The organism is Pseudoalteromonas sp. BZA4 (assembly GCF_040104395.1).
In the GTDB taxonomy this organism is placed as follows: domain Bacteria; phylum Pseudomonadota; class Gammaproteobacteria; order Enterobacterales; family Alteromonadaceae; genus Pseudoalteromonas.
Genome location: NZ_JBECOT010000001.1, coordinates 63,048 through 79,160, shown reverse-complemented (window position 1 = coordinate 79,160; position 16,113 = coordinate 63,048). Strand labels below are relative to the sequence as shown.

At 38.6% G+C, this 16,113-nt stretch carries 13 protein-coding genes; 7 read left to right on the top strand and 6 right to left on the bottom strand.

Features of this window, described 5'->3' with window-relative positions; translation table 11 throughout:
* Nucleotides 1–163 precede the first annotated feature (163 nt).
* The gene (gene cspD, locus ABMY41_RS00315; RefSeq protein WP_036968098.1) at nt 164–379 is read left to right on the top strand and encodes a cold shock domain-containing protein CspD; all 216 of its coding nucleotides are present in this window, start codon (nt 164–166) and stop codon (nt 377–379) included.
* Between the two features lie 432 nt (nt 380–811).
* Nucleotides 812–3,034 (top strand): NADP-dependent isocitrate dehydrogenase, encoded by a 2,223-nt coding sequence (locus ABMY41_RS00310; RefSeq protein ID WP_062564528.1) that lies wholly within the window; start codon nt 812–814, stop codon nt 3,032–3,034.
* 99 nt (nt 3,035–3,133) lie between these two features.
* Here the strand turns inward: ABMY41_RS00310 and ABMY41_RS00305 are convergent, their stop codons facing one another.
* The 3 genes from ABMY41_RS00305 to ABMY41_RS00295 all read right to left on the bottom strand — a co-directional run bounded on the left by ABMY41_RS00305 (nt 3,134) and on the right by ABMY41_RS00295 (nt 8,840).
* The gene (locus ABMY41_RS00305) at nt 3,134–5,422 is read right to left on the bottom strand and encodes an ATP-binding protein (protein WP_287241781.1); all 2,289 of its coding nucleotides are present in this window, start codon (nt 5,420–5,422) and stop codon (nt 3,134–3,136) included.
* Between the two features lie 9 nt (nt 5,423–5,431).
* Nucleotides 5,432–6,700, bottom strand: coding sequence for a substrate-binding domain-containing protein (locus ABMY41_RS00300; protein ID WP_289096477.1), 1,269 nt, complete (start codon nt 6,698–6,700; stop codon nt 5,432–5,434).
* 121 nt (nt 6,701–6,821) lie between these two features.
* On the bottom strand, nt 6,822–8,840 hold the full coding sequence (locus ABMY41_RS00295; protein ID WP_289096476.1) for an ATP-binding protein: 2,019 nt from the start codon (nt 8,838–8,840) through the stop codon (nt 6,822–6,824).
* A 264-nt stretch (nt 8,841–9,104) separates the two neighbouring features.
* On the opposite strand from ABMY41_RS00295, the gene ABMY41_RS00290 reads away from it, so the two are divergent.
* The 3 genes from ABMY41_RS00290 (at nt 9,105) to ABMY41_RS00280 (ending at nt 12,560) form a co-directional block, all read left to right on the top strand.
* Nucleotides 9,105–10,355, top strand: coding sequence for a diguanylate cyclase (locus ABMY41_RS00290; RefSeq protein ID WP_349273897.1), 1,251 nt, complete (start codon nt 9,105–9,107; stop codon nt 10,353–10,355).
* Nucleotides 10,356–10,442: 87 nt separating this feature from the next.
* A complete protein-coding gene (locus ABMY41_RS00285) occupies nt 10,443–11,336 on the top strand; it encodes a TIGR01777 family oxidoreductase (protein WP_349273896.1) in 894 nt (297 codons plus the stop codon).
* Nucleotides 11,337–11,894: 558 nt separating this feature from the next.
* Complete coding sequence (locus ABMY41_RS00280; RefSeq protein WP_287243996.1) at nt 11,895–12,560, top strand: GGDEF domain-containing protein; 666 nt, start codon at nt 11,895–11,897, stop codon at nt 12,558–12,560.
* A 17-nt stretch (nt 12,561–12,577) separates the two neighbouring features.
* On the opposite strand, the gene ABMY41_RS00275 is transcribed toward ABMY41_RS00280, so the two are convergent.
* Nucleotides 12,578–13,528 carry a LysR family transcriptional regulator gene (locus tag ABMY41_RS00275; protein ID WP_289096470.1) on the bottom strand — a complete coding sequence of 317 codons (951 nt, stop codon included), beginning with the start codon at nt 13,526–13,528 and terminating at the stop codon, nt 12,578–12,580.
* 109 nt (nt 13,529–13,637) lie between these two features.
* Here ABMY41_RS00275 and ABMY41_RS00270 point away from each other — a divergent pair, with 109 nt between their 5' ends.
* The gene (locus tag ABMY41_RS00270) at nt 13,638–14,579 is read left to right on the top strand and encodes a sodium-dependent bicarbonate transport family permease (protein WP_287245204.1); all 942 of its coding nucleotides are present in this window, start codon (nt 13,638–13,640) and stop codon (nt 14,577–14,579) included.
* Between the two features lie 83 nt (nt 14,580–14,662).
* Complete coding sequence (locus ABMY41_RS00265) at nt 14,663–15,082, top strand: hypothetical protein (RefSeq protein WP_287245206.1); 420 nt, start codon at nt 14,663–14,665, stop codon at nt 15,080–15,082.
* 12 nt (nt 15,083–15,094) lie between these two features.
* Here the strand turns inward: ABMY41_RS00265 and ABMY41_RS00260 are convergent, their stop codons facing one another.
* Both ABMY41_RS00260 and ABMY41_RS00255 read right to left on the bottom strand, forming a co-directional pair.
* Nucleotides 15,095–15,475 carry a hypothetical protein gene (locus ABMY41_RS00260; protein WP_287245209.1) on the bottom strand — a complete coding sequence of 127 codons (381 nt, stop codon included), beginning with the start codon at nt 15,473–15,475 and terminating at the stop codon, nt 15,095–15,097.
* Nucleotides 15,468–16,052 (bottom strand): hypothetical protein, encoded by a 585-nt coding sequence (locus ABMY41_RS00255; RefSeq protein WP_287244645.1) that lies wholly within the window; start codon nt 16,050–16,052, stop codon nt 15,468–15,470. Before ABMY41_RS00255 ends, ABMY41_RS00260 begins: the two co-directional genes overlap by 8 nt.
* Nucleotides 16,053–16,113 lie beyond the last annotated feature (61 nt).

Sequence of the window (16,113 nt, the reverse complement as noted above, 5' to 3'; positions counted from 1 at the left end):
TTGAATAAAAAAATAAATAAATTGTTAAAAAATAGTCTAAAACACTTGACTGACTGGCTAAATAAACTACAGTCAAATATAGATTGATTAATCATTAGTCAGTCTAGCAAATTACACGGTTTAGAATAACTAAATTAGTCAACTTATAGAAGGATGTAGAAGTATGGCTTGTGGAAAAGTCAAATGGTTCAACAATGCCAAAGGTTTTGGCTTCATCGTAGAAGACGGCAGCGAGACTGATATATTCGCTCATTACTCAACGATTGTAATGGACGGTTATAAAACACTTAAAGCTGGTCAAGATGTAACATTCGAATTGCAACAAGGTCCAAAAGGGTTACACGCAACGAATATTGCGCCTAACGATGAAATCTCTTAGGTAAAACCTATTCGAGTATCAAGCGAGCGACCTTGTTAAGATCCTCGCTTACTCTTCTCATTTAAATATATCTCTCACTTCCCTTGAAATTCCATTTCTTTACCCCAATTGTTTAATTGTTATTAGCCCTTTAGAGCCAAGCTTGTTACACTCTTGTTGCTTAAATTTAGCTTTTTCGTCATTTTGACGTAAGGCTTTTGGCTAATTTCATAATTTGCTTATTTGAGCTATAAGAATTTTACAGTCTGTCAGCTGTGGTTATTTTAATACTATGTATTGAGTTGCAACAGCTAACAGACTGCTTGCTGTTGTTTTATCAAGGCACTTAAGCTTGGTAATTCAAGGCTATATATTGCATTGTTGAATATGGCTAATTAAGGGTTACTGCTAGCAGTCATTACCAAACATTACGCCAACTATCTAGGAATGATGATGACATCAAAAATTATCTATACTAAAACAGATGAAGCGCCAGCTCTTGCGACGTATTCATTGTTACCAATCATCCAAGCGTATACAAACGCTGCGGGTGTTGAAGTTGAAACTCGCGATATTTCATTAGCGGGCCGTGTAATTGCAAACTTCCCTGAGTACTTAACTGAAGATCAACGTATTGATGATGCACTTGCAGAATTAGGTGAAATGGCTAAAACACCTGAAGCTAACATTATCAAGTTACCTAATATCAGTGCTTCTATCCCTCAGCTACGTGCAGTAATCAAAGAGTTACAAGAAAAAGGTTACGCACTACCTGACTACCCTTCAGAACCAAAAACTGATGAAGAAAAGAAAGTTAAAGCAACTTACGACAAAATCAAAGGTTCTGCTGTAAACCCGGTACTTCGTGAAGGTAACTCAGACCGTCGTGCTCCAGGTTCAGTAAAAGAGTACGCACGTAACAATCCACACTCAATGGGTGCATGGAGCAAAGATTCACAGTCTTACGTTGCTAGCATGGAAGAAGGTGACTTCTTCGGTTCTGAGCAATCAGTCACTGTTGCAGAAGCAACTGACGTACGTATCGAGCATGTTGCTGAAAATGGTGACATTACAGTACTTAAAGCAAGCACACCATTACTAGCGGGTGAAGTAATTGACGCTTCTCGCATGAGTGCTGCTAAGCTTCAAGCTTTCCTTGCAAAAGAAATTCAAGCAGCAAAAGACAAAGGCGTGTTGTTCTCATTACACATGAAAGCAACTATGATGAAAGTGTCTGACCCAATCATCTTCGGTCACGCCGTAAAAGTGTTCTTCAAAGACGTATTCACAAAACACGCTGATCTTTTCAAAGAACTAGATGTTGACGTAAACAACGGCTTTGGTGATGTATTCTCAAAAATCGAAAGCCTAGATGCAGCTAAGAAAGCTGAAATCGAAGCGGATATCCAAGCGGTATACGACAACAACCCTGCTATTGCAATGGTTGATTCTGACCGTGGTATCACTAACCTTCACGTACCAAGTGATGTGATCATCGATGCATCAATGCCTGCTGCAATCCGTTCTAGCGGTCAAATGTGGAATAGCGAAGGTAAATTACAAGACACTAGCTTTGTAATTCCAGATCGTTGTTACTCAGGTGTTTACCAAGCAACTATCGATTTTTGTAAAGAAAATGGTGCATTCGATCCAACAACTATGGGTAGCGTACCTAACGTTGGTCTTATGGCTCAAAAAGCTGAAGAGTACGGTTCACACGACAAAACGTTTGAAGTAGCTGCTGCTGGTACAATCCGTGTAGTTGACACAGCTGGTACGACTTTACTTGAGCATGCTGTTGAGCAAGGTGATATCTGGCGTATGTGTCAGGTGAAAGACGCACCAATCCAAGATTGGGTTAAACTTGCTGTTAATCGCGCTCGCGCAACTAACACGCCTGCAGTTTTCTGGTTAGACGAAAACCGTGCACACGATGCTGAGCTAATCAAAAAAGTAAACGCGTATTTACCACAACATGATACTGACGGTCTTGAGATCCACATCTTAGCACCAATTGAAGCGACTAAGTTCTCATTAGAGCGCATCAAAGAAGGTAAAGACACTATTTCAGTAACTGGTAACGTTTTACGTGACTACTTAACTGACTTATTCCCAATTCTTGAGCTTGGTACAAGTGCTAAAATGCTTTCAATCGTACCACTTATGAATGGTGGTGGCTTATTCGAAACAGGTGCAGGTGGTTCAGCGCCTAAGCACGTTCAACAGTTCGAAAAAGAAAACCACTTACGTTGGGATTCACTAGGTGAGTTCTTAGCACTAGCGGCTTCTTTAGAGCACCTAGCGGTTAATACGGGTAATAAGAAAGCACAAGTACTTGCTGATACACTTGATAAAGCAACAGGTACTTTCCTAGCTGAAAACAAATCACCTTCACGTAAAGTGAAAGAGATTGATAACCGTGGTTCGCACTTCTTCCTTTCTTTATTCTGGGCACAAGAACTTGCTGCACAAAATGATGATGCGGAATTAAAAGCACAGTTCACACAAATCGCTGCTGATCTTGAGTCTCAAAAAGACCAAATCGTTACTGAATTAAACGATGCACAAGGTCCAGCAATGAGTGTTGGCGGTTACTTCCAACCAAATGATGAGTTAGCATTCAAAGCAATGCGTCCAAGCTCAACATTTAATGACATCCTAGCTAAACTGGTTTAATTCATTTAAACCTAATCAATTAGCTATAAGAGAGTTACCTCAGTGTGTTTACCACCAAAGAGGTAACTCTTTTTTATTTTAGTGACTAACAATCAATTTTTAGCAGTCACTCGTAGCGCTCACTTCACTTTTAGACCACTTTAATAAAGCCGTTTTAACACATTGGTAATCAATCGGCTTGGCAACAAAATCATTCATTCCTGCGGCAAAACATCGTTGCTTATCAGCTTCAAGTACATTGGCTGTTAAGGCAATAATAGGGATAGCTCTATACTCTGGCATTTCTCTTATACGTATTGTTGCTTGCGGGCCATCAAGTACAGGCATCTGCATATCCATAAATATAATATCAAAACTATTTTGCAGATTATTTTCCCCACTATGTTCCTTACATAGCGCAATAGCTTGCTCGCCATCCCCTGCTATTTTTATTGAGCTTATACCAAACTCATTTAACATAGCCTCGATAACAACCTGATTAATGTCATTGTCTTCGACTACAAGTACATGTAGTGTTGAAAAGTCTGCTTGTTCCTCTTCGATTTCTTGGCTAGTTTCGGCTTCAAACTCAGAGTGCTCAATAACCTGTGTTGTTTTTAAATCAAAATAAAAGCAAGAACCCTGCCCAACTTCGCTTTCTACCTGCAAAGGAGCATTCATCAAGTTTAGTAATTTACTTGAGATAGCAAGGCCAAGTCCTGTACCACCGAAGCGGCGTGTAATTGAGGTATCAGCTTGAGAAAACGCTTCAAATAACCTACCGAGATTTTCTTTTGCGATACCTATTCCTGTATCAATCACGCTAAATTTGATGCTCAGATCATCTGAGCCAAGCTCACTAATTTTTACGTTGAGTGTCACACTGCCTTTCTCGGTGAATTTAATTGCGTTCCCTAAAAGGTTTATCAACACTTGTTTTAGGCGGGCTTCATCAGCAAAGAAAACACAATGTTGATATTCTTCAGCAACAGAAATATTCAACTTGATATGCTTACTTTGGGCTTGCTCTTTAAATAAATGCCGTAGCTCATCTAGTAGCGAATTTAAATGTATAGGCACAGACTCTAGCTCAATTTTAGAGGCTTCAATCTTACTTATATCTAAAATGTCGTTGATGATTACCAATAAACCAGCCCCTGAAGATTGAATAATATTAAGCATCTTTATTTGTTCATTAGACAAATTAGTACGGCTCAACTGCCGCGCCATTCCTAAAATGCCATTCATAGGGGTTCTAATTTCATGGCTCATATTTGCCAAAAATTCTGATTTCACTTTGGTGGTGTGTTCTGCCGTTTTCTTGGCTTGGGTAAGGTCTTGGCTTAACACCCGAAATCTATCTGCCGCAGTTGCAAGCACACCAATTTCATCGTTACGCTTTAAATCATAAATAGGGGCTGATAAATCACCAGCTAAGAAGTATTGGAAACTTGTGGTTAAACGTGTAATTGCACGCGATATATGCAAGTGGAAATAGATGGCAAGCGCGATAATGTAGATAACCACGCCAACAGCAAGAAAACGCAGAGTTTGAACTGTTTTTATTACTGTTTCTTGCGCTTCACTTTTAATTTTTTGCAGTTTTGCTAGGGATTGCTCTCTGAGTTTATCTGCAAGGGTGCTGAACTCTATAGCATCGCCAGCCATAACAACATTAACCAAGCTTAAATAGTTTCGGTTAGCCTGCACGCCTCTCGAAAAAGCCTGTTTATATGTTTTAGCATGTTCATGGTTATTACTTAGATCAGTGTTGGTTTGTGACTGATTCGATAAAATAGCCAGCGCCTTATTCACCGCCGCTCTTTTAGAGTAATCTTTTTTGGCAAGAAACAAAGACGCATCACGATGTAATTCATGCCATACATTGAGATGTTCAGTGATAGCCAGCTTCTCGTCATTGCTAGTCGCAGTTAATTTGAGGTTGGTTAATTCATTAATAGCTTCTAAATAGATTTGCGGTAACTCAACGTCAGTGAGCTCTGCTTTTATTTCATAACGCTTGGCAAGCACATCTAGATTTTCACCGTACCGTGAAATCAGCTGTGTCATTGAATTTAAATAAACTTGGCTTTCAAGTTCATCACTTTTCAAATCAACACTTTCTAAACGTGCTTTTATACTTTCAAAGTTCTCTATTATTTTACTAAATACGGTTTTACTGCCTGAGAACCCATAAACTGAAATATCACGCTGCATTTCAACAATATCTTTATTTATACGAAGTATACCCACGGCATAATTACTAATGCGGCTTATATCGTTAAAAGATGTTTCAATTCTTTGTAATCGCTTGTTCAAGACAAAATAACTCGCCCCCATTACAAGTAAAACGAGTGTCAATGCCAATAACACTTTGGCTGCTAAAGACCTAGAAAAAATGGTTAGCAATGTAGCTCCTTATGAGTTCAACAACTCATACCATTTATCTAAACTGTAATCATAATTCGGCATTACCGTATTCCAGACCGCTATATTCGAAAAACGCTTGATATAGCTTCCTCCATCACGAGCTTGACCCGCTTGAACAGATATTTTGCCGTCTGTTCCGCGTAAATCCATGGATGCTTCTTGCCCTTCATACCAATATTGCCATTCTGCTTTTGACATAAGAGGCTGACTCCGCTCAGGATTAGAAATGTAATAACCTTGTCTTGCGATAAATGCGCCTGGATAGCCAGAAAGCCACCAATTCATGTATTCATAAGCAGCATCTTTAACATGTCCCTGTGCATTAGCTGATAAGCACATTTCTCCATGCCAAGCACGATAACCTTCTTTCGGTGAAGCATAAACAACGGGGATACCTTGCCCTTTGCAGGCACTAACACCGGGCGAAAACATACTTTGAATAGTAACGCGCTTCATTTTCATAAAATCAACAGACTGCGGTACCGAAGTCCAAAAACCAGCAAAATGACCTTGCCTTTTCTTTTGCAGTAATATTGCAAATAGCTGGTCAATTTCGCTAATACTCATATTACCCATATCTTTAAATGTCATCAGTCCCTGCGCTTCGGCAGCCAGAGCAGCATAAAAAATACCGATTGTTGGCGCATTAACAAGGGCGACTTTGCCTTTATTCTTTTCATCGAGTAACCAAGACCAAGACTCAGTTTCGTAAGGAATCCCCTTTTCTATGAACTGAGTGTTGTAGCCAAACGAGTCGACATTATGCACGTAAGGCAAGAAACTAATTGCATCGCTTGGTGTAGTCGCAAGCGTTCCATCTGCTTGCACGTAAAGAAGTTTGTTGGGTGAGTCACCAGCGCCTAACTTAGCTTCAGGCACAATTTTACCTGTTTTAGAGAGTGGATTGATTTCATCCCAATAGGTAAGGCGCTCTGTTTCGATAGGTTGAATAGCACCTGCTTGCCAGAGAATATTAATTGAATCTGACCATTGCTCGTACAAGTCAAAGCTACTTGGGTCTGATGCTGCCTTTTGCAACACCGCAGCACTGCCCATTGGGGTAAATTCAATATTAATACCCAGCTCAAGCATGGCTTTTTGCCTGAGTTCTTCTTGTAGAGTTACGTGGGTCCCCATAACCCTAATTGTGGACGTGTTTTTAGCAAACACATAAGGAGCATTGAAGGCAAGTGTTGAAGCCACAGCACCAACACCTAATGTTTTTAAAAAGTCTCGGCGGTTATCTGAGTAGTCCATTTTGCAATCCAACCTATTAGACCCATTCAAAGTATAGGTTAAATTTGAAAATTGCCTAAAATAACTACTCATTTACCCAGCAATGATTTTTCTAAGCCGAGTATTCACAAACTACTATTTCTTACATTAAAAAATGTTCTTTAGCTGACACAATTGCTTGCTCAATAGCCGTATTTTTTACAGGCTTTGAAACAAATAAATCCATTCCAGCTTGTTTACAAGCAGCTTTATCATCTGCAGAGGTATTGGCTGTTAGAGCAATGATGTAGGTTTTATCAGTTGGGCAAATTTGTTCATCTCTTAAAATACGAGTTGCTTCAATACCATCCATTTCTGGCATTACGCAATCCATAAAAATCAGATTGTATTTGTTTTGCTTGCACTTATTTATCGCATCAATTCCATCGCAGGCATAATCGGCCGTTAAGCCTAACTTTTCTAGGTGTGCTTTTAACACAAAGCGGTTAATTTGATTATCATCAACAACTAGTATCGATAAAGGCAAGGCTGAAAAGTCGATATCAGAGGTATGCAGCGTATCATGTGATTGTGGTTGCCCTAGCTTCAGAGGTAGTTGAATATCAAAACAACTGCCTTTTTGGAATTCGCTACTGACCTTTATTGTTCCACCCATGTAGTCAATAAGTTCTTTCACTATTGCAAGGCCAAGCCCCGTGCCCCCCTTTTTACGGTCCTTATTTAGCTCTTGGGTAAATGGTGAAAACAGTGACTTCATGAAGGTTTCTGTCATGCCTATGCCCGTATCAGAAACTCTTAAATTTAAGATGAAATCGTCATTTTGAACCCTAGCAGATACGTATAACTTAATAGTGCCTTGCTCGGTAAACTTTAAGGCATTACTCAGTAAGTTAGACGCAATTTGAGTGAGTCGGGTGTTATCACAGTAAGTCCAACACTCTTCACTTATATCAATATCGACGTCAAAATTAAGATTTTTTTCTTGGTATAAAGGTAAGTACAAAGACGCTAAATCAACAAAAATTGTTTTTAATAAAAAGTGACTAGGCTCTAATTTCAGTTCACCATGATTTATTTTAGAAAAATCGAGCACTTCATTGATTATATTTAATAAGATATCTGCGCTGCGAAGGGCAACTTTGAGTTTTTCTTCTCGCTTTTGCTCTGACTTTTCATAAAGTAAAGTCGTTAGCATGCCTGTAATGCCATTTAACGGCGTGCGTAATTCATGGCTAATCTTAGCCAGCAAGATACTTCGGTCTTCAAGTGTACGTTCAGCATCCGCTTTTTGCTTTTTAAGCTCTTCACGAAGTAACACCTCTTTCGTTACATCTTGAAAAGTGCCTATTAAACGAACGCATTGCCCGTTTTCAAATTCTGCTTCGCCATACGTTGAAACCCATACACGATTACCTTTCGCTGTGATGAGCTGAATTTCAATATTCCAATCTTTACCATGCTCGATTGCTTCTTGAATTACGTGTTGTATTACATCACGACTTTCACCTTCTTTATAAAACTCAATAGCCGTTTCAAGGTTTGGAGAATAATCAACGGGCACTTCATGGATTGCTTTAGTTTGCTTGCTCCAGTACAACTTATTTTCTAGCAAGTCGAACTCCCAAGAACCTATACGAGCAACTTCTTCAACTTGCGCCAGCATGTAGTTCTTTTTTATTAACCGTTCTGAAGAAGCATTGCGTGCTATTTCGTTACCTAACCACTGAGCAAATAACTCTACGTAATCGTGAGACTCTTCACTAAAAGGTTTTGATACATTCGGCGCCGAGAAGTTAACTGTGCCGAACACCTTTTTGCCAACAAAAATAGGCGCGCCAATGTAAGATTCGAGTTGAAAATTTACATAACAAGGGTGCTTTGCAATCCGACTATTTGAGGCATGATGAAATGAAAGCGCTTTATTAGCTTCTAAGGTGTGAGCACAATAGGTTCCTTCCAAATCAAATTGCGTACCAACCGGGATTGCATTATCTGGCGCTACCACATGAATGACCGTATAGAGCTTGTCATCAACTTGACTCACAATCGCAAATTCGAGATCAAATACCTCTAAACCAAATTCTAGTAACTTGATTACTTTGTCGGAAAAATCAATTTCTTGATTAGATACTATATCGTGGAATTGGCGCAGAAAGTTCACAGTCACTCCTTGTCACTTAAAACTGCATCTAGCTAAAAATAGCATATCAATAAATTATTAAGCGTACACTTAAAACAGGCTAAAGAACCAAGTTTCATTAAAAATACCATGAGATAGCATTAAAACAGCCATTTTTTGTTGACAAATTGGCAAAGCTCGGTGATTGGTTAATACTTTTTAACTAAGAGTTAATAATTTTAGGCTCCCATTATTTCTATGTCGCTGAGAGCTAAATTTATCCTTCTACTTTCCTCTATATTTTTAGTGGTGGTAGCCAATACCTTCATTATCTATGTATTAGATAAGCAAGGTCAGGCTAAACTTGAGGCAGTGTTCCATACTCATGATGTGCTCGATGAATCAGAAAAGCTCTACAATCAAATAACAAACGCAGAAACTGGACAACGGGGTTATTTATTAACGCGAGATCATAACTATTTAGAACCTTACTACACAGCACTTGAACAAGTTAAACAACATTTTTTGACTATCAATAAGCTAACGTTAAATAACCCCGAACAACAAAATACTCTTACTGAAATTGATGAGCTAGTCGACAAAAAATTAGCAGAGTTAGCATTAACTGTCACACTTGTGATGCAAGGCACACCATATGCCCTCGAAGAAGCTAAAGCGATTGTGTTAACGAATGAGGGTAAACAGTATATGGACCAGATCCGCGAGCATACTTTACTTTTTCAAAATACCGAGCTTGCCAAGTTAGAACAGCAAAATGCTGACTACCAAAAAAACAGACTATTTATAACTCGCTTCGTAACTTTGCAAATACCATTAATGCTCATCTTGTTAGTTTTTTGCGCTTTTTATATCAATGCAAAGCTTTTTAAACCTCTTAAGTTATTAATTCAAAACACTGATCAACTAGAAAAAGGCGAAAAACCAAAAACGTTGACGATTAGTAGCCATGATGAAATTGGCTATGTTTTAAAACGCTTTGCACGCATGAGTGACATCATTTATGAGCGAACGAGTAAGTTAAATTTTCAAGCTAGTCATGATCATCTAACAGGCGTTCTAAATAGCACAGAGTTAAAGCCTGCATTAAAACATGCCATTACTACTTGCTCTGAAGACAATAAACTGGCTGTTATATTTATAGATATTAATAAGTTCAAAAAGCTAAATGATGAATATGGCCATTTAATTGGTGACAAAGTTCTTATTGAAACCGCAAAACGAATTACGTCATCAGTTAGAGCCGATGATGATGTATATCGTTATGGGGGAGATGAATTCGTCATAATTACACATAATATCGCTAAATACAGACACATTAATGCCATGATCACGCATCTATTGGCATGTTTTGATAACCCATTTGTATTTGAACAGTTCACATTAAATATTTCATTAAGTATTGGGGTAGCCCTTGCTCCAGATCACAGCCTAGATCACCAAGAATTGCTGAAATTAGCTGACCAAGCAATGTATCACGCTAAACATGAGTTAAAAAATAGCTATCATATTTACAACAACCACAATCAAGAAGACTAATCTAAATTACTGCTTTATACGTATATATTTGCAAAAATCACCATCACTATGTATAAAAAACACACAGATATTAATTAAGGCAGCACTATGCATATTTTTTTAACAGGTGGAACAGGCCTCATTGGTAGACATTTGTGCCCTTTTTTATTGAATCACCACAAGGTTACTGTGCTAACACGCAACCCTATTCAAGCCGCGGTCATACTGACTCATCAAGTACACACTGTTAAATCACTCGATGAAGTTAATTTTGAAGAGATTGACGCTGTCATTAATCTGGCTGGAGAGCCAATTGTCAACAAACGTTGGAGCGAATCGCAAAAACGAACTTTACTGAATAGCCGGATTAATCTTACTTTACAGATATCTAAAGCGATTAGCCGCTGTGAATCACCACCTCATACTTTTATTTCTGGCAGTGCGATTGGCTTTTATGGCCGCCAAGAAAATCAGCCAATTGATGAAAGCTTTAATGATATTTATCCTGAATTTAGCCATGTTCTTTGCCGTGATTGGGAGCATGCAGCGACGAAAGCACAATCTGACCAAACTCGAGTATGCCTACTTCGTACAGGTATCGTATTAGCTAAGCAAGGTGGTGCCTTAGGTAAAATGCTGCCAGCCTTTAAGTTTGGCTTGGGAGGACCTTTAGGTCATGGTCAACAAGGAATGTCATGGATCCATATAGATGACATGATCCAACTTATCCTTTTTGTACTCTCACATCAGGATATACACGGCCCAATTAATGCCACTGCGCCAAATCCTGTTGATAATAATGAATTTAGTCAAACACTCGCGAGTGTGATTTCGCGACCTGCCATGCTACGTATGCCTAGCTGGGTTTTAAAATTGATGATGGGAGAAATGTCTGATCTTCTGCTTCATGGTCAATTTGTGCTTCCGAATAAACTACTTAGTCACAATTACCGCTTCCACTATCCAACATTGAAGCCGGCATTAGAAAGCCTGAAATTATAGTTACAAAGTGCGGGTTGCCAATACAAAACCAATACATAATAATTAAATAGATTTTAGTCGAGTGATTCTTCAGGGAAAGTCATGATGCATTTACCCACCATAATCAGCATCTCAATTTTATTGAATGTGATTATTGGGTCGTTCTTATTGTCTTTGTATTTTTTAAGACAACAATCAAGTTATTTATATTGGGGTAGCTCGTGTCTCATATTTGTAGGCGCACAAATAGCAGCTTCTCTGCGTATTTTTATCGACCTTCCTCTAATTACACATTATCTAGCTGATTTACTGATAATTTCAGCTCCCTTAGCAGCCATACTAGGTATTCATACTTACAGTCAATCAGACAAAAAATGTCAAAATAAATGTGCATATGTGTTAGTTGCATCTGCAGTAATATTACTCCTTGTTTATGATTCACCATTTAGCCAGTTATTCACAACAGCCATAATTGCAGCATGTTTTAGCTATGCAGCTTTCGCGCTAAGGAAGTTGCATGTTAAACGCATCATGCATTTAGTATTACTCAAGTTGTGTTTCGTCATTCACGCTTTGATTATGGTAACCCAGTTTTCACTACTACTTAGTGATTACCTAGGTTTGTTGCAAACAGACTTGAAACAAATATTAGCTGTTATTCTCATAAGCCATATTGTTATTACCACACTAACCGCCATGATCTGGCCATTAATGATGTTCTTAGAGCATGAGCAGGTACTGAGTGACCTTGCTAATCGTGATTCGCTAACAGGTTTATTGAATCGTCGAGCGTTTATTAGCGTTAGTAACAATTATTTAGAACAAGCAAACAACAACCTAACAAAACTTTGCGCTTTGATGATAGATATCGATTTCTTCAAGAGAGTTAATGATCAGCATGGTCATGAAACTGGTGATGAAGCACTTAAGTGGGTTGCTAAAAAGATTAAAAGCCAGCTACGTGAGCACGATTTAGTGGCTAGGATTGGTGGTGAAGAGTTTGCAGTGATACTACCCAATACTAGCCAAGCTCAAGGAGAAATCTTATCAGAGCGAATTCGTTTAGCCATTCATAATGATAACTTTGTGCACAATGACCATGAAATAAACCTGTCTATCAGTATCGGCATCATCACCCATAAATCGGGCACCAATAATGTTAACGAGTTACTGGCAGAAGCCGACAAAGGCTTATACAAAGCAAAATTAAATGGCCGTAATCAGGTTGTGACCATGGCATTTTAACGCAACAACTTGTTAGTTTAATTTAAACTCTCATTTAACTGGCTTAGCCCATTGGTCACCCACTGTTTATCTAGGCATTGCTCTAAGTTCAGTTGGGCAAATTTTAAAAAGTTGCGCGCCGCATGTGATAAATGGCGATCAGTGCGCACCACAAAATACCAATGGCTGGCCAAATTCACATCTTCAACATTTAGCATGCAAAAACTCGTATCGTGAGGTGGCAGCACATGGCGCGAAACCACCCCTAGCCCCATTCCTGAGCCAACAGCAACACGAATAGCCTCGTTACTCGCCATTTGCACTGTGTTGCTAAGGACAAAACCTCTGCTTTGCAGTTCACTCTCAAACAGCATTCGCGTAGCTGAACCTGGCTCGCGAAGTAAAAAACGTTCACTCACTAAGTCATGTAAAGTTACATGACTTTTACTCGCAAGCTTATGGTTATTTGCCGCAATAAATACAAGAGGATTTTGTAAAAACCGCCCCGCTTTTGCGTGTTCTAACGAAGGGGGATGACTAAATACATAAATATCGTCTTCGCCTCTTTCAAACCGGGCAAGCACCTCAGCACGATTACCAATCTCTAGTGGCAATTCAACATGCGGATGTAAATTACTATACGGACCAAGTAACTTAGGCAAAATATATTGTGCAGTGTTAACCATGGCTATTTTACAGCGCCCGCGCTCTCCACCTCTAAGCTCAGCTAAGTAATCTTGATAATCATCAAAATGACCAAACACCTGCTGACATGTTTGAAACAATGCAAAACCCGCTTCTGTAACATGTATACGCTGCTGATTAACCATCACTAATGGCTCATTAACTGTTTCTTGTAAGCGTTTAATTTGTTGCGAAACCGTTGGTTGCGTTAAGTGTAGCTGCCTTGCTGTTTCACTGATAGATCGCGTTTTTACCACACACATAAACACTTCTAGTAAGCGAAAAGAAATATGTCTTAAGTCCATAAAACCCAACCTATAGATGATTATCTATAAGATATTATCATTTATTTAATTATTTACTATGTGAATTTTTATCTAGAATAGCGGCGCTTTTAACCAAGAGGAGAACAAAGTGCCTGATATTGTTGTAATGTTTTTTGTTTTAGGACTCACAGCCGGATTACTTCGCTCTGACCTAAAAATTCCGCAAGCAACCTATGAAACCCTTAGCCTATTGTTGATGCTCACCATTGGCTTAAAAGGCGGCATGGTGCTACATGGCAATTTACATTGGCAACTCTTACCCGAAATGGGCGCTGTGTTAATGCTTGGCGGCTTAATACCTTTAATGCTTTACCCAGTTTTAAACAAACTGCTAAACCTCTCTGTTGCTAATAGCGCAAGTATTGCCGCCCACTATGGTTCTGTAAGTGCAGGTACATTCGCCGTTGCTTTAGCATATGCCGAATCGAACTCACTTAATGTGGGTGCTGAAGTCACGCTTTACTTAGTAATGCTTGAGTTACCTGCAATCATCGTTGGTTTATTACTATTCCGCCGTCTTGGAAATGGGTCTGGGCAAAACCTATCACTCAAAGCGCTATGGCATGAAACACTGACTAACAAAAGCGTGATTCTGCTTGTAGGTGGTGTAATTATTGGCATGATGTACGGCACACAACAAGGCAGCCAAGTAACTAGCCTGTTAACAAACAGCTTTAAAGTTGTATTAGCGTTATTCTTGCTCGAAATGGGTTTAATGGCCGCACAAACACTGCGCCCTATTCCATGGCATCATTGGCGTTTAGCATTATTTGCACTTATAACACCTAACCTATTGGGTGCTATCGGCGTCTGTGTTGGTACTGCCCTGCAACTCGAGCTGGGCTCGGTAGTAATATTAGCAAGCCTAGTTGCTAGTGCCTCTTATATTGCTGCTCCAGCAGCTATTAAAGCAGCGATTCCTGATGCTGATATAGGCTTAGCCATGTTATGTTCTTTAGGTATTACCTTTCCTTTCAATGTATTACTAGGAATTGGCTTGTATCATCAAATAGCATTGTATATGAATTAAAAGGTTCGCTAACTATCACTTTATGCATGAGATTTTTTAAAAAGTCGTTTAATATAAATAAAAAAGCAGTGCAAGGACATGCTATGTTCAATCAAACGCTTAGCACTGAGCAACAGCATGTAAGTGATATTTTTATGCGCTTATGTACGCTTTGCCATGTGCAAAATAATTTAGAATTAGAGCAACATTTATCATTACAACGTGGCTTTTGTGAGCAAAGTATTGAGCTTGCAACTGTTCCTTATCAGTTAATTGATAAACTAGCTAAAGCTTCTGAGGTTAGCTTTGATTCACTACTTAATGGTAATAACCAAACCACAGCTACACTTGATGGGCCACTCTTAGAAGCAGTGAGTAACGGTATTATCAAGAGTATAAAAAAACTATCAATGGCGGGGTTAATTAAGGGTGAAAATCAAACGCAAGAAGCACTTAGTCAACTTGCAGATATTCAGCTAAAACAAATAGCAAAAGAGCTCAAAATACAAAGCCAGGTTAAATAACCTGGCTTTTTACTAATTCTTACCTTTGTACATTTTCTCGTAAATGTCAGATATGTTGTTTTGTTTATCGTAGTATCGCTGCAGCTCCCCAAGCGATAACTCCTTTATTTTATCGCTATCAAGCCCAGTCGGTTCTGCTAATTTAAAATTTACAGCGTGCGGTGAATTGCCCATTAAGGTTGCAATTTCGCTCTTTAGTTGTTCAGCTTTATTGAATAGTTTAATTGCTTTGCTGATATCTGTTTCATACTCGGCTTGTAACGTGCACCAAACCACCTCAACAGACTTAGACCTGATTTGATCTTCAAAGATATTTTTGCGCGCAATCAACCATGTACTTGCAATCAGCAAGATGGCTAAAACGGCAATGGCTATGTAAATTAGTTCAAGCATTACGATCCCTCGGTAAACTAAATGTTACTATACACCCAAACTTGGTCCGTAATACATCAGGAAAAAGCATTATAAATGATAGTACAAGGCTGATATACAACACAATAAAGCTGTAAACGTAATGTATCTGCGCAAATTCTTGCTGCAAATCCAGAACAACAAATTTCACCCAAATAATTAAGTGAGACAGAGTTAGAATAATGAAAAGTTGTGAAACTTTGAAAAATAAATCATTAAATTTATAACTAAACATTGTATGAAGTTTATACATCATAATAAGCATGACTGAATTTGCAATTACAAATCCTAAATATACATTTTGTGCACTTGCTGCTGAATTATGATTCTTCACATACTCCAAAGCATATTCCATCATCAAAGCTGTAAACAAATAGTTAGCGCAAACATTGGCAATAGTGATGAAGTTGCTAAAAAATTCTTTTTCTTTTAAAGCTTTTCGCAATGAATTAATTAAAGCTATCAAGTAACTAGTTGCGATTACAGCTTGAAAGGAAAATGTATCAGTATATGGCTTAATAACGAGCCACTTATTATAAAGCTCTTGCAGAAACTCCACAGGCGCAAACTCTTTTTTTCTTTCATGTTAGAATGTTAGATAAAAAAAAACCAGCTCTTAG

Coding starts and splice junctions, on each gene's coding strand:
- cspD (WP_036968098.1), top strand. CDS start 164: ATGGCTTGTGGAAAAGTCAAATGGTTCAACAATGCCAAAGGTTTTGGC.
- ABMY41_RS00310 (WP_062564528.1), top strand. CDS start 812: ATGACATCAAAAATTATCTATACTAAAACAGATGAAGCGCCAGCTCTT.
- ABMY41_RS00300 (WP_289096477.1), bottom strand. CDS start 6,700: ATGGACTACTCAGATAACCGCCGAGACTTTTTAAAAACATTAGGTGTT.
- ABMY41_RS00285 (WP_349273896.1), top strand. CDS start 10,443: ATGCATATTTTTTTAACAGGTGGAACAGGCCTCATTGGTAGACATTTG.
- ABMY41_RS00280 (WP_287243996.1), top strand. CDS start 11,895: ATGGTAACCCAGTTTTCACTACTACTTAGTGATTACCTAGGTTTGTTG.
- ABMY41_RS00275 (WP_289096470.1), bottom strand. CDS start 13,528: ATGGACTTAAGACATATTTCTTTTCGCTTACTAGAAGTGTTTATGTGT.
- ABMY41_RS00265 (WP_287245206.1), top strand. CDS start 14,663: ATGTTCAATCAAACGCTTAGCACTGAGCAACAGCATGTAAGTGATATT.
- ABMY41_RS00260 (WP_287245209.1), bottom strand. CDS start 15,475: ATGCTTGAACTAATTTACATAGCCATTGCCGTTTTAGCCATCTTGCTG.